Raw genomic sequence first — 14,143 nt, 5'->3', positions numbered from 1 at the left:
ATGAACGCAGAAACAGCGGCCAAGCCCGTCATCGTGGGCGTGGACGGTTCCGAATATTCCTCCGCCGCCCTGCGGTATGCCGGCAAGCTGGCCGCCCGCCTGGGGACCCGCCTTGAGGTCATCACATGCGTAGGGATGCCCGTCTACCTGGTCACCTCGCGCCTCGAGGGGGCAGACCGGCAGTTCACCGCAAGGCTTGAGGACGCCGCCGAACGCCTCGTGGAGGACGCCCTGGGCCGGGCCTTCCCTGGCGAGCGGCCGGAGAACGTCGACGTGAGCGTCAAATTCGGGCCACCGGCGAAGGTGCTGGTGGACGAGAGCCGGCGGGCGCAGATGCTGGTGGTGGGCAGGCATGGAGAGGGCGGCCTCCTCAAACAGTCCATGGGGTCCGTCACCAAGGCGTGCGCGGCGCACTCCGCCTGCCCGGTGCTCCTGGTGGGCCCGGAGGCGGACGCTGTGTGAGGACCGCGGAGGGGCTGACGTCTGAAAGGGCCGCGCAACTCCTGAAACAGGCCGGCCCCAACCAGCTGCCCACTGAAAAACCCGTCCCCCAATGGCGGAAACTCTGGGCCGAGATGACGCACTTCTTCGCTCTCATGCTCTGGTGCGCCGCCGGCCTGGCCTTCATCGCGGACATGCCCCAGTTGGCGGTGGCGATCGTCGTCGTCGTGATCGTCAACGGAGTGTTCGCCCACATCCAGCAGGAACGCGCCCAGCACGCCGCAGCAAAGCTGCGTGCCCTCCTGCCGGCCGATGTGATGGTCCGCCGTGACGGGAAAGTGCAGAGGGTCCACGCCAGCGCATTGGTGGTGGACGATGTGGTCCTGCTCGCTGCCGGAGACCGGCTCCCCGCCGACATGGTCCTTATGCTGGCCTCGGCGTGCGCGGTGGATGAATCGATGCTGACCGGCGAAAGCGAATCGGTCCCCAAAGCGGCGGGAGACCAGGTCTGGGGCGGCACCTTCCTGGTCAACGGCTACGGGGAAGCGACAGTAACGGCGACCGGCGCCAACACCAGGCTGGCCGGAATCGCCGACCTCACCAGCAAAGCGGTGTCGCCCCCCACGCCGCTGTCCCTGGAACTGCGCCGGATCGTCCGGGTCACCGCGGCGATGGCGCTGGGAATCGCGGCCGTCTTCTTCCTGGCATCACTGCTGGTGGGTTTCCAATGGCGCGATTCGTTCCTCTTCGCCATTGGCGTTGCCGTGGCGCTGGTACCGGAGGGCCTCCTGCCCACCGTGACCCTCTCCCTTGCCATGGGCGCACAGCGGATGGCCGCACGCAACGGACTGGTGCGCAACCTCGAAGCAGTCGAAACCCTCGGGTCCACGACATTCATCTGCACCGACAAAACCGGCACCCTGACCCAGAACCGGATGAACGCCGTCGAGGTCTTCACCGCGGACGGCTCCGTCCAGGTGACCGGCGACGGCTACGGCCCCGATGCGGACGTGCAGGGACGCGGAGTGGACAGGGCGGCCGCCGCCGCGCTCGCAGCACGGGCCGCATCGCAGGGCCGGGCGGTGCTGCACGGCGGGCAGTGGCGCGCCCAAGGCGATCCGATGGAAGCAGCCCTGGACGTCCTGGCCCGCAGGCTGACGGGAACCGGACCCGGGGCGCCCCCCGCGCGCCGGTTGCCGTTCGACCCGGTGCGGCGCCGGGAATCGGCCATTGTGGGAGCGGACCTGTTCTGCAAGGGCGCCCCCGAAACTGTGCTCCCGGTCTGCGGCTCCGTGCCGCCTTACGTCAAGGAACACGTGGAAGTGATGGCATCACGTGGCTTGCGCGTCATCGCCGTGGCGCGGCGGAAACTAGGGGGGAGCGCCGGCAACATGGCAGACCGGCACGCCGGCCGACCTTGAAACGGGACTGGAACTCCTCGGCCTGATTGGCCTCCAGGATCCGCCCCGCCCCGATGTGGGCGACGTGATCGGGACTGCGCGCCGCGCCGGCCTGAAGATCGCCATGATTACCGGTGACCACCCGGGGACCGCGGCAGCGATTGCCCGCCAAATCGGCCTGATCGGATCGCCCGAATGTGTCCTTGAAGGTTCGGACCTTCCCGCGGACGACCAGGTTCTGGGGGCCCTCCTGGACCGGGACGGGGTAGTAGTCAGCAGGGTGTCGCCCGAGCAGAAGCTCCGCGTCGCCAAGGCCCTGCAGGCCCGCGGGCATGTGGTTGCCATGACCGGCGACGGCGTCAACGACGGCCCTGCCCTCCGCGAAGCCGATATCGGCGTCGCCATGGGGCTCAGCGGGACCGACGTGGCGCGGGAGGCGTCGGACCTGGTGCTCCTTGACGACCACTTCGGCACCATCGTCGCAGCCGTCGAGCAGGGCCGTGCCACTTACGCCAATATCCACCGCTTCCTCACCTACCACCTGACTGACAACGTGGCGGAACTGACCCCCTTCGTCACTTGGGCACTTTCCGGCGGCCAGTTTCCGCTCGCTTTGGGGGTGCTCCAGATCCTTGCCCTGGACATTGGCACCGACCTGCTGCCCGCCTTGGCGCTCGGGGCGGAGGCGCCGGGCAAACGGGTCCTGTCCCGTCCGCCCGAACGCCGGCACCTCATGGATAAGCGGCTGATCATCAGGGTTTTCTGCATCCTCGGTCCGGTGGAGGCCATGACCGAAATGGCGGTGTTCGCTGCTGTCCTCGCCGCCGGCGGCTGGACCCGGGGGCAACCACCGGCTCCCGGCCTCCTGGCGGCCGCATCCGGTGCCGCTTTCATGGCGGTGGTCCTGGGGCAGCTCGCCAACGCCTTTGCGTGCCGGAGCGCCACCGTGCCGCCGTGGAAGCTGGGTTGGGGAACCAACAGGCTGCTGGTGTGGGCTGTGCTGGCTGAACTGGCCATCTTGGCAGCCTGCCTCTACCTGCCCTATCTTGCGGCTGTGCTGGGCCAGGCCCCGCCCACCCCCTTGGGCATTGCCCTGGCGCTCCTCGCCGCCCCAGCCGTCCTGGCAGGCGACTGGATCCACAAAGCCGTCCGGAACCGCCGGCGGACGGCCCAGGGGTCCTTCGTGGCGTAAGTACCTCTCCCGCCGATGGGGCCGGCGCCGGGACCTAAGACTCTGCCTGCCCTGCCCGGCGGAGGCCAGAATCGAGCCATGAGCGCCCCCGCAGAAGCCGTCCTGGCCAACGTCAATGTCACCTGGATCGAAGACACCGGGCTCGCGGACATACCTTCGGTAGGCGGGAAGAACGCATCCCTGGGTGAGTTGAGCCGGTCCCTTCAATCGTCGGGAGTGCGGGTTCCCGAAGCGTTCGCCACGACCGCCGCCGCCTACCGGACCTTCCTGGCGGCCAACGGCCTGGAACCCAGGATCCGGCAGCACATGGATGACCAGCGCGCAGGCCGGGCAACGCTGCGCCAGGCTGGTGCAGCCATCCGGGAACTGTTCCTGCAAGCGAGTTTTCCCGACGCCATCGCCGCAGACATCCAGGAACACTACCGTGACCTGTGCCGCCGGACGGGGCAGGCCCAGGTGCCGGTGGCCGTCCGCAGCAGCGCCACGGCAGAGGACCTGCCGGATGCCAGCTTCGCCGGCCAGCAGGAGACCTTCCTGAACGTGGCGGGCGAGCGCGGCGTCCTCGATGCCTGCAGGCGCTGCTACGCATCATTGTTCACCGACCGTGCCATCAGCTACCGGGAGATGAAGGGCTATGACCACCTGGACGTCGCCCTGTCCGTGGGTGTCCAGAGGATGGTCCGGTCCGACGTCGGCGCCTCCGGGGTGATGTTCTCGATCGATACCGAATCGGGCTTTCCCGACGTTGTGGTGATCAGCGCCGCCTGGGGGCTGGGGGAGACCGTGGTCCAGGGCACCATCAACCCGGACAAATACCAGGTGTTCAAGCCGCTGCTGGCCGACCCGCGGTTCAGCCCGGTCATCGAACGGGCCGTTGGCGCCAAGGAGCGCAAAATGGTGTACAGCCAGGGCGGCGACGCACGGACCCGGACCGTTGACACCAGTGAACGCGAGCGGCGCTCGCTGGTGCTTCGCGACCCGGAAATTGTCCTCCTTGCCCGGTGGGCTGCCGCCGTCGAACAGCATTACGGGCGGCCGATGGACATGGAGTGGGCAAAGGACGGCCTGACCGGTGACCTTTTCATGGTGCAGGCGCGGCCCGAAACGGTCCAGGCGCGCAGAAGCACCTCCACCTTCCGGACCTACCACCTCCTGCACCCCGGCCCGGTCCTGGCAACCGGGGCGGCGATCGGCGATGCCATCGCCAAGGGTGCGGCGTGCGTGATCCGCGATGCGAAGGACATCGAGTCTTTCGTTGACGGTTCCGTGCTGGTCACCCGGATGACCGACCCCGACTGGGTGCCGGTCATGAAGCGCGCCGCCGGCATCATCACCGACCACGGCGGGACCACAAGCCACGCCGCGATCGTCAGCCGTGAGCTTGGCGTGCCGGCCGTCGTCGGGACGCGCAACGCAACGGAGATAGTGTCCGACGGCGCCCCGGTCACCTTGTCCTGCGCGGAAGGGGAAGAAGGGCGCGTCTATGAAGGACTGCTCGAGTACTCGGTGGAGGATGTGGACATGGCGGGCCTTCCCGCCACCCGAACGGACGTGATGGTCAACATCGCCAGCCCGGCCGCGGCGTTCAAATGGTGGCGGCTGCCCGCAGCCGGGGTGGGACTGGCCCGGATGGAGTTCATCATCAACAGCCTGATCCGCGTCCACCCCATGGCCTTGGTCCATCCGGAAAAGGTGGCCGATCCCCAGGAAGCAGACCTCATCAGGCAGCTCACCAGCGGCTACGACGACCCGCAGGAGTACTTCGTGGACGTGCTGGCGACGGGAATCGCCAAGATCGCCGCTCCCTTCCATCCGAAACCGGTGATCGTCCGGCTCAGCGACTTCAAGAGCAACGAGTACAGCCACCTGGTGGGCGGCAGGTTCTTCGAACGTCCGGAGGAGAACCCCATGATTGGCTTCCGCGGCGCCTCCCGCTACTACAGCAACCACTACCGGGAAGGGTTCGCCCTGGAGTGCCGGGCCCTCAAACGGGTCAGGGAGCAGGCAGGATTTCGCAATGTCATCGTCATGGTCCCCTTCTGCCGCACCGTAGCGGAAGCCGACCAGGTCATCGAGGCGATGGCGGAGCACGGCCTGGTCCGTGGCGCTGACGGCCTGCAGCTCTACATGATGTGCGAGATCCCCTCCAATGTGGTCCTGGCCGAGGATTTCGCGAAGCGCTTTGACGGCTTCTCCATCGGGTCCAACGACCTCACCCAGCTGGTCCTGGGAGTGGACCGCGACTCTGAGGAGCTGGCCGGCCTGTTCGATGAACGCGACCCCGCCGTGACGGCACTCATTGCCGAGGCCATCCGCAAGGCCCACGCGGCCGGCATCAAGATCGGAATCTGCGGGCAGGGGCCCAGCAACCACCCGGACCTTGCCGAATTCCTGGTCGGCCAGGGCATCGACTCCGTCTCGCTGAACCCGGACACCTATGTCAAAACAGTTCCGGTCATCGCCGCAGCGGAAGCTGCGGCCGGCAAGGCGTCCTAAGCCCGCTGGACATGGAAAGTGCCTGGTCCCCGCGGGGGCCAGGCACCGGCGTCGTCCTCCTGGCGCTTCTCAGCCCCTGGTGATGGGGATCTTCGACGCGCTGGCTTCAACCGCCTGGTCAGGCATCGGCGCACGGACCTCAAGGACGCCGTCCTTGTAGGCTGCCGTGACGTCCGCCTGTTGGACGCCTCCGGGGAGCGGAATACGCCGGACGAAGGACCCGTACCGGAACTCGGAGCGGTAACTGCCCTTGTCCTTGTGTTCCTTCTTTTCCTCCCGCTGCGCCTTGATGGACAGCACGCCGTCGGCAACGGTGACGTCCACATCCTTTTCGGGGTCGATGCCGGGCAGCTCAGCCCGCACCACGAGCGCATTGCCGTCCACCATCTCCTCCACCCGGATGGCGGAACTTCCCATGTCACCTTCAAAAAGCCGTTCGATGGCGTCCAGGGGTGAGCGCCGGGAATCGAACCATTTCATCAGGTCAGTCATTGCTGCCTCCTGCTCAAGTGGAAGCCGGACCAGCGGATGGCCCGGCATTTCCACCATGCCCTGTTGGCAGGACAGCAGCCAGAGTCCAAGGTCCCAGCCCGGGTCACACCGCACGGGCGCGCCTGTGCCGCATAAACCGGCCCACCCCCTCGATGGCTGCGCAGCCTGCCAGGCCAACCCCGACCGCGAGCGCCAACAGGCCCGGGGGAGGCCAGTCGACCCGGAAAAAATGCCGGGTCAGGGGCACACTGAACAGGAGGGCCAGGCCACCGTACATACCGGCCAGGATCAGGATCTTGGTTCCGTTGAGCGGCCGCGACGCCATCACCAGGATCCACGCGGCCAACAGTCCCAGGGTAACGGTGGCTGCGGACTGCGTGTTCTCCCGGGTGTGGCCGCCGAACCCTGTGGCGAGTGAGTTGACGGCCAACACGCACACGGCGGCGCAGAACCCCGCCGGCACGGCAAAGGACAGGGAACGGCGGAGGAACCCGGGGGCGTAGCGCTCGCCGCCCGGCTGCAGTGCGAGGAAGAAGGCCGGCAGGCCGATGGTCAAGCCGTCGAGCGCGGACAACTGCCGTGGCAGGAACGGAAAGGCCAGCAGCAGGATGCCGCACACAACGGAGATGACCGTGGCGTAGACGGTCTTGCTGAGGAATACCAAGGAAACCCGCTCGATATTGCTGATGGCCCGGCGCCCCTCGTCCACCACTGCCGGCAGCCTTTCGAAGCGGCCGTCAAGGAGAACCAGCCGGGCCACCGCCTTGGTGGCCGTTGAGGCCGAGTCCATGGCGATGCCCAGGTCCGCCTCTTTCAGAGCCAGGACGTCGTTCACGCCGTCTCCGGTCATGGCCACCGTGTGCCCGCGCCGTTTCAGCGCTCTCACCAGGTCGCGTTTCTGGGACGGCGTGACGCTGCCAAAGAGGCTGTGCGCCTCCACGATGTCCTCCAGTTGCGCCGGATCCCCGGGAAGATGGCGTGCGTCGTACGCGGTCCCGTTGCCGAAGCCAACTCCCCGTGCCAGGGCCGCCACCGTCCGGGGGTCGTCACCGGAGATGATCTTCACGGTGACGCCTTGCCGTCGGAAGTAGTCCAGTGTCGCGGCCGCGTCGGCACGGATTCTTTCGCGGAAAGTTATCAGCAGCACCGGTTCCAGCGTCGATGGGAGTCCGGTAACTGCGGCGTCCGGCGGCAGGGTGTCCGGATGGTAGGCCAGGGCCAGCGTCCGAAGGCCAGTGGTGGCCAGGGCGGCGGCCTCCCTGCGTGCCGCCGCGCAACCAGGGGAGTCTCCGAGGACGGCATCCGGCGCGCCGAGGATCCAGGTGCCGGCGGCGCCGGACTCCGGCCCCACAGTGACAGAACTCCATTTCCGGGCGGAGGAGAAAGGGACGGCGGACAGTTCCGTCAGCGGCGGGGCTGCGGGAAACGCCGCACCAATGGCCGCAGCGGTGCTGCCGCCTTCCGACTGGGCCCCAAACCACTCCAGCACCGGCCGCCAGCGGGCCGCCGGGGAGTCCCCCTGAGCGTGGACGGCGTCGAACACCATGGAGCCCGAGGACAGTGTGCCCGTCTTGTCGAGGCACAGGACATCAACCCTCGCCAGCACTTCCACGGCCGCCAGTTCCTGGATCAGGACCTTTTGTCGGGCCAGCCGGAGGCCGCCAACGGCGAAGGCCACGCTGGTCATCAGCAGCAGCCCGAGGGGGATCATCGCCATGATCCCGGCCACGGCCCCCACCACGGCCGGAATCCACCGTCCTGAGCCGAAGGCACCCGTCCACCCGCCCCGGTCCTGCATCTGCGCGTTTACCAGCAGCAACGCAGTGGGCAGCAGCAACCATGTGATGACGACGAAGACCTTCCCCAAGCCCCTGCGGATCTCCGACGTGACCAGCGAGAACCGGCGTGCCTCCGCCGCGAGACGGTAGGCGAACGTGTCCGGCCCCACCCTGATTACGGTGGCCCGGCCACTGCCCGCCAGGATCAGCGACCCGGAGAGCAGCACAGCGCCGTCAACCTTGGGAACCGCCTCGGATTCGCCGGTCAACAAGGATTCGTCCACCTCCACTGAGGCTCCGCCCAGCAGTTTCAGGTCAGCCGTGACTTGGTCGCCGCCGGCGAGCACCACAATGTCGTCAGGCACCAGCCCCGCCGAGGGGATCCGTTCCCGTGCGCCGTTTCGTATCACCGTGTTCGTGGCCGCCTGCGTGATGGCCAACTCGTCGAGCGAACGTTTGGCCCGGTACTCCTGGACAATCCCGATCAAGGAGTTACTGATGGCCGACAACCCAAAAAGGGCGTCACGCCATTGGCCCAGGACGAACAGCAGGATGAAACAGCCACCCACAACGGCGTTGAAGAGAGTGAACACGTTGGCCCGGACGATCTCCAGGACTGTTCGGCTGGTGGCCGTGGGCACGCTGTTGATCCGGCCGGCAGCGGTCCGCTCCCGGACTTCACCGGTGGTCAGCCCTTCACGGGCACGGCGGGCCTCCACGTCGGGGGCGGAGGCCCCGGCTTTCCCGGCGGCCGGCATGGCATGCTCCACCAAGCGGGCGCGCTCAATCTGCGTGCTGCGGTAGGTGCATCCGCGTGATGATGGTGGGGCATGGCGGCTGTGCCAGCACCGCGTGTGCCGTGGAGCCCAGCAGCAGCCGCTCGAACCCGCCCTTGCCCCGGCTTCCCAGCACCAGCAGGCGCGCCCCGGAGGCGGCCCGCACCAGGGCTGCCGCGGGCTCGACGACGGTTTCCATCACCGTGTGCACGGTGAGGTCAGGGTAGTCCTGCCGCAGGCCGGCCTCCGTTTCGGCCAGGACAATCTGCTCCTCTTCGAGCACATGGGTGGCAAAACTGCTGGAGGGCAGCCCCGCCGCGATCCACCGGTTAGGGCCGGTGAACGCGTAGAGGACCGTCAGCTCCTCGCCCAGCGCATCGGCCTCGGCAGCGGCGTAGGCCACCGCCTGCGTTGACTCCTCGGATCCGTCCACCCCCACGACCACGCCGCGGCCGGCGTCCTGCCCCTCGCCGATGACCGCAACCGGACATTCCGCCGTGGCAGCAGCCTGGAGGGCACGGTCTGTCAGTGCGCCACGTGAGTGGCCGCTGCTGCCAAGGACCAGCATGGCGACCTCTTTCGAGTACGCGCCCAGTGCCGAGCCCACCCCTCCTTCGAGGAGCTGCAGCGAAAGGCTCAGCCCCGGGTAGGCGGCGCTGACCTTCTCACCCGCCTCCTCGAGCAGGCCCAGGCCTGATTCACGCAACACCTCAACATAGGGAAGCACTTCGGAGGCCATCCACCGGTCATCCACCACGTTGACGACGGCGAGCGGGGCCTTGAGCCTGTCGGCCCGGGCGGCGGCCCACATCAGGGCGGCGTTGGACGCGGGTGTGTTGGCAATGCCGACGGCGATTGGCTTGGCGGGTGCCATTGGGCCATCCTCTGGAGTGTTGTGGGGTGGATCGGGCGTGGTCGAAAGCGTGTTCCTGGCCGCAGCGAACTTCAGTCCGCTGCCGGCTCCCTGGGCGGCCACCAGTGCGTAGGTGCCGCAATCACGAACCTCCGGCCGCTGATGTCGTGCGGCGTCACCCGGACCAGGGTGTTCTTCTGGCCCGGTTGCCACGGTGAGAGTCCGGCATCCATGGCTTCCTGGGTCTCTTCCGCATCGGAAACCACGGTGGCGTGCCCCTTGAGGATGACGCTCCACGCGATGGTTCCGTATTGGTTCATGCCGTCCGCCTCAACAGCCACCGCCTTGCCGTCGAAGGAGGACAGTTTTGTTGCCCCACCCGTCCGCATCAGCAGGGTTCCGTTGGTGGTGACAAAGTTCATGGGAAAGTTCTCGACCGAGTCGCCGTCCGTGAACGCGATCCTGCAAACGGATGTGGAATGAAGGAGTTTCCAACAATCGTGGACACCGAGTTCCTTGATTTCCGAATCTGCCCCTGCTGTGTTCATGGCCGTAGCCTAGGTCCGCGATCATTCGGCCGGTAGGGGAAAAGGTCCCGCCGGTGCCGGGGGCTGGCGACGGTGAGCCGGACACGCGCCTCAACGGGAGGGAATGCCGCCGTTGACGCGGCCCCCTAGACTACTCCTAGAGGATGTCTTCGAGCACTTGATTCGCGCTACGGGCCTGCTGCCATGCGGGCTTTTGCCGCCGGAGGTGGGACGTGAGCACTGAGCAGCCGTGGCGTTCCCCCGTGCCGGACCAGATGGAAGACCTGCTCAGGGATTTCACAGCCAGGGGCGACGAACTGGTGGATACCCGCGAGCGGATCAACGGCCTCTTGGCGGCCGTCATTGCCGTCGCGGAGGACCTGAGCCTTGAAGCCGTCCTGGACCGGCTGGTGCGGTCTGCCTGCGCCTTGGTGGGTGCCGGGTACGGGGCGCTTGGCGTCATTGGCGAAGACCGCCGGCTCAGCCACTTCATTACGGTGGGAATTGACGACGCGGGCATCCGTTCCATCGGCGACCTGCCCACCGGGCACGGTGTCCTCGGGCTGCTGATCCGCGAACCCAAGCCGTTGCGCCTTCACGACCTCGGCCAGCACCCCATAGCGTCGGGTTTTCCACCCAACCATCCGCCGATGAGGACCTTCCTGGGTGTGCCGGTCCGCGTCCGGGACGAGGTATTTGGAAACCTGTACCTGACCGAAAAACAGGGCGGGGTTGATTTCACGCAGGAAGACGAAGACCTCGCAGTGGCCCTGGCGGCCGCCGCCGGGGTGGCGATCCAGAACGCCCGCCTCTTTGAAGACAGCAGCCGCCGGCAGAAATGGCTGGAAGCCGGCATGGAACTGAGCAGCCGGCTGATCATGGAGCCCCATGCAGGGGATGCGGAAAGCCTGGATATCGTGGCCGGGACCGCCCTCACGGTGTCCGGAGCCTCCGTGGCCGTCATCGGACTCCCGGCCGGCGACGGCGTGCTCCGGTGCCGGTCGTGCCTCGGCGTGGAGGGCGTCAAAGCAGGGCAGGAACTGATGGTCTCCAGTGCCGTCACCGGAGTCGTCTCAAGCGGCGAATCTTTCGTGGCTGCGGAGCCGCGGCAGGTCTTTGAGCACGCGATTGCCGAAAAACTGGGGCCCGTCCTGGTCTGCCAACTGGGGCACGGCAACAGCGACAACGGGGTGCTAGTGCTGGCCCGCACCCACGGAGCTGCCGCCTTTACCCAGGCGGACGCCGACTCCAGTTCCATCTTTGGGAGCAGGATCGGCTTGGCCCTGGACCTGGCACGCGTGAGCGCCCTGCGGGAGCAGGACCTGCTCCTGACGGATCGGGAACGGATTGCCCGCGATCTCCACGACCTTGTCATCCAGCGGTTGTTTGCTGCCGGCCTCAGCATCCAAAGCCTGCGACGCTTCACCATGGACCCCGTGGCCCATGAGCGAATCGCTGCGGTTACCAGGGAACTTGATGACACCATCCGCAAGCTGCGGGATACCATCTACTCGCTTCGGACGGCGGATGTGGAACGGGAGCCCCTCACCGGCCGGATCCTCCGGGTTGTCCGGGAAAGCTCGCGCAGCTACGGACTGATTCCCAAGGTGTCCCTCGACGGTCCAGTGGATTCGGTCAGGGAAGATGTGGCTGCCCAACTACTGCCCGTACTCTCCGAAGCGCTCAGTAACGCGCTACGGCATTCCGGTGCCGAGGAGATCCAGGTCAGCCTCACTGTCGCCGGCGATGACGTCCAGCTCTGTATCAACGACAACGGCCACGGTTTCAGCGAACCCGCCAAGGAAAGCGGTCTTGCCAACATGCGCTACCGCGCCGGGCTTCTTGGCGGCCGCTGCGACATCACCAGCATCCCCGGCCAAGGCACGTCCGTGGAATGGGTTGCCCGACTGTCCTGAGGGCGCGGTGGCCGGCAGCACTGCACCCCGGGTGCGCGTGGCCGCTCAGGCGCTTTCCGTGGTGTTCCGGGTGACGTAGACGGCGGCCTGCGTCCGCCGTTCAAAACCGAGCTTGGCCAGGATGGACGAGACGTAGTTCTTGACCGTCTTTTCCGCCAGGAACAGTTCATCGCCAATCTGCCTGTTGGTCAGGCCTTGGCCGATCAGGGCGAGCACTTTCTTCTCCTGGGTGCTCAGGCCGTCCAGGCGGGGATCCGTGGGTGCAGTGGAAAGGCCCGCGATGATCCGTTGCTCAACGCCCGGTTCAAACAAGGACTCGCCCGCCGCGGCCCTCCGGATTCCGGCCAGGAGGTCATCGCTCCTGATCTGCTTCAAGATGTACCCGGACGCGCCGGCCAGGACGGCGCCGCGCAGGGCCTGCTCGTCGTCGTAACTTGTGAGGATCAGGCAACGCAGGCGTGGGTCAAGGGACCTGACATCACGGCATACCTCGATTCCGGTGCCGTCCGGAAGGCGCCCGTCAAGGACGGCGATATCGGGGTGCAGGGCGGGGATGCGGCGCGTGGCCTCGGCCGCCGAGCCGCTTTCGCCAACCACCACGAAACCCTCGCCCTCAAGCAGGTCCTTCAGACCCTGCCGGACAAGTTCATGATCATCGAGGATGAACACGCGGACCGGCCCGGCGGACCCGCTGGCTTCACCGCCGGCAGTTTCATGCATGTGCACCCCACGCTCCCAAACGCTTGCAGGACCAAACCACACCTGTGCTGGCAGCTCCCCGGAGCGGCCACACCCCATTCTTACCCGCAACCGGCCCCGCCGGAAGGGACCAAAGTCCGGCGCGCCGGACCTGCCACCACCGGGTGCACCGTCCGGACGCTGTGGTGCATGCCGCCATGACTTTTGGCCCTAGTCCGGCGGCCGCCTCCGGTCCACGCTTGGTCCGAAGGGCAACGGGAGGGAATGTGGCAACAGCAGGGAACCAAGGGCCGTCCGCGGCACCTGAACGGCGCCCCAGGATCATCGTCGCCGTTGATGGTTCCGACGCGTCCATCGCGGCCTTGCGCGTGGCGGGGGCAGTGGCTGAGCCCATGGGCGCCCCGGTCGAGGCATGGGCGTGCTGGGATGTCCCGGCCGGTTACGGGATTTACCTGGCCGTCGGCATCGAGGGGTTCAAGTACGCCGCCGAGCAAGTGCTGGGCCAGGCGGTCCGGGATGCATTCGGACAGGCTCCGCCCTTTGTGCACTCCCGGGTGGTCCGCGGGAAGCCCGGCCCCGTTCTCCTGGACGCGAGCCGCACCGCGTCCCTCCTGATCGTGGGACGGCGGGGCCACGGCAGCTTTGTCCTTGGCTCGGTCAGCTCAACGCTTGTCAGCCACGCCCACTGCCCGGTCCTGGTGGTCCACGCCGCGGAAACCGGTGCCGCGGAAGAAGTTCCGCGGACCGACGCAACCGCACTGCCCTGAAGCGACCTGAAGCGCCGGCCCAATTTAACGTCGACCCGCTTGGCGCCATGCCTGGCCCACGCCGCCCGGGCCCCTCGGCGCGCGCCGCCGGGGCGCCGCCGTCGTCCCGCTATTCGCTGGTGGTGCCTTCCATCCGGGTGGCGTGCGGGGCAGCCTTCCGCGGCGACCAGTGCAGATCTTTGACGGCCCAGTACCCGGCACCGTTCATCACCGTGAAGCCGGCAATACCAATGACGGGGGCGTGCGCGACCAGGCCAAGCAGCAGGATGCAGACCCCGGCCGCGAGAAGCAGCAACGCGCGCCGGAAGCTGGTCCGGCGGGACAGGGCGAAGGCGTCGTGGTTGAGCAGGACGGCGAGCCTGGGGTCGTCGTGCTCCAGGCCGTGCCCGATCAGTTCGAGTTCCCTTTTCTCAAATTCGGAAAGAGGCATCATGGGCTCCCCGTGTCCGTATCCTGCCGGAGGCCTTGGCTCAGGTGCCAGGTTGGCCGCGCAGGACGGCCAGCCTGTTCTGGTACTCCGCAACGTCGATCTCCCCGCGGGCGAAACGCTCCGCCAGCAGGTCTTCAGCCATCCGCGGAGACGGAGGTTGTGGATTGTGCGGGGAGGGGGCCCGCAGGGAGCGGGCCAGCAGGACTATGCCGGTGATGATCGCTCCCCAGACCACCACCACGCTGATGCTCATGAGGGCATAGCCCCACAGGCCCATGCCGTCGTTCCAGCCGTACACTTCCCCCGACCTCCGATTTACGAAAGGCCGCCGCCAACCGGCTGCCTTCCCTTCCAGTATTCGATGGCGGGCTGGGCG

The 14,143-nt window shown here is 67.3% G+C and carries 11 protein-coding genes and 1 pseudogene; 5 read left to right on the top strand and 7 right to left on the bottom strand.

Annotated features, from left to right (window positions below; translation table 11 throughout):
* From QRM95_RS02050 to ppsA, 3 genes and pseudogenes are all read left to right on the top strand, one after another.
* Positions 1 to 462: a universal stress protein gene (locus tag QRM95_RS02050; RefSeq protein ID WP_285246221.1), complete on the top strand. Its 462-nt coding sequence runs from the start codon at positions 1 to 3 to the stop codon at positions 460 to 462.
* Positions 459 to 3,033, top strand: a pseudogene (locus QRM95_RS21130) (cation-translocating P-type ATPase). The gene QRM95_RS02050 and the pseudogene QRM95_RS21130 overlap by 4 nt, the downstream one beginning before the upstream one ends.
* A 78-nt stretch (positions 3,034 to 3,111) precedes the next feature.
* Positions 3,112 to 5,529 (top strand): phosphoenolpyruvate synthase, encoded by a 2,418-nt coding sequence (gene ppsA / locus QRM95_RS02040; protein WP_285246220.1) that lies wholly within the window; start codon positions 3,112 to 3,114, stop codon positions 5,527 to 5,529.
* 69 nt (positions 5,530 to 5,598) lie between these two features.
* Here the strand turns inward: ppsA and QRM95_RS02035 are convergent, their stop codons facing one another.
* From QRM95_RS02035 to QRM95_RS02020, 4 genes are all read right to left on the bottom strand, one after another.
* Positions 5,599 to 6,021: an Hsp20/alpha crystallin family protein gene (locus QRM95_RS02035; RefSeq protein WP_285246219.1), complete on the bottom strand. Its 423-nt coding sequence runs from the start codon at positions 6,019 to 6,021 to the stop codon at positions 5,599 to 5,601.
* A 103-nt stretch (positions 6,022 to 6,124) separates the two neighbouring features.
* Complete coding sequence (locus tag QRM95_RS02030; protein WP_285246218.1) at positions 6,125 to 8,557, bottom strand: HAD-IC family P-type ATPase; 2,433 nt, start codon at positions 8,555 to 8,557, stop codon at positions 6,125 to 6,127.
* 25 nt (positions 8,558 to 8,582) lie between these two features.
* Positions 8,583 to 9,449 (bottom strand): universal stress protein, encoded by an 867-nt coding sequence (locus QRM95_RS02025; RefSeq protein ID WP_285246217.1) that lies wholly within the window; start codon positions 9,447 to 9,449, stop codon positions 8,583 to 8,585.
* A 71-nt stretch (positions 9,450 to 9,520) separates the two neighbouring features.
* Positions 9,521 to 9,976, bottom strand: a complete 456-nt coding sequence (locus QRM95_RS02020; RefSeq protein ID WP_285246216.1) for a pyridoxamine 5'-phosphate oxidase family protein — start codon at positions 9,974 to 9,976, stop codon at positions 9,521 to 9,523.
* Between the two features lie 254 nt (positions 9,977 to 10,230).
* Here QRM95_RS02020 and QRM95_RS02015 point away from each other — a divergent pair, with 254 nt between their 5' ends.
* A complete protein-coding gene (locus QRM95_RS02015) occupies positions 10,231 to 11,871 on the top strand; it encodes a GAF domain-containing sensor histidine kinase (RefSeq protein ID WP_285246334.1) in 1,641 nt (546 codons plus the stop codon).
* Positions 11,872 to 11,916: 45 nt separating this feature from the next.
* Here QRM95_RS02015 and QRM95_RS02010 read toward each other — a convergent pair whose 3' ends face one another.
* Positions 11,917 to 12,591 carry a response regulator gene (locus QRM95_RS02010; protein WP_285246215.1) on the bottom strand — a complete coding sequence of 225 codons (675 nt, stop codon included), beginning with the start codon at positions 12,589 to 12,591 and terminating at the stop codon, positions 11,917 to 11,919.
* 245 nt (positions 12,592 to 12,836) lie between these two features.
* On the opposite strand from QRM95_RS02010, the gene QRM95_RS02005 reads away from it, so the two are divergent.
* On the top strand, positions 12,837 to 13,337 hold the full coding sequence (locus tag QRM95_RS02005) for a universal stress protein (protein WP_285246214.1): 501 nt from the start codon (positions 12,837 to 12,839) through the stop codon (positions 13,335 to 13,337).
* A 109-nt stretch (positions 13,338 to 13,446) separates the two neighbouring features.
* On the opposite strand, the gene QRM95_RS02000 is transcribed toward QRM95_RS02005, so the two are convergent.
* Both QRM95_RS02000 and QRM95_RS01995 read right to left on the bottom strand, forming a co-directional pair.
* Positions 13,447 to 13,767: a DUF3040 domain-containing protein gene (locus QRM95_RS02000; protein WP_285246213.1), complete on the bottom strand. Its 321-nt coding sequence runs from the start codon at positions 13,765 to 13,767 to the stop codon at positions 13,447 to 13,449.
* A gap of 40 nt (positions 13,768 to 13,807) precedes the next feature.
* Positions 13,808 to 14,065 (bottom strand): SHOCT domain-containing protein, encoded by a 258-nt coding sequence (locus QRM95_RS01995; protein ID WP_285246212.1) that lies wholly within the window; start codon positions 14,063 to 14,065, stop codon positions 13,808 to 13,810.
* Between the last annotated feature and the right edge of the window lie 78 nt (positions 14,066 to 14,143).

This window comes from Pseudarthrobacter sp. efr-133-R2A-89 (assembly GCF_030209315.1).
Classification (GTDB): Bacteria; Actinomycetota; Actinomycetes; order Actinomycetales; family Micrococcaceae; genus Arthrobacter.
This window is presented reverse-complemented; position numbering and strand designations above follow the sequence as displayed.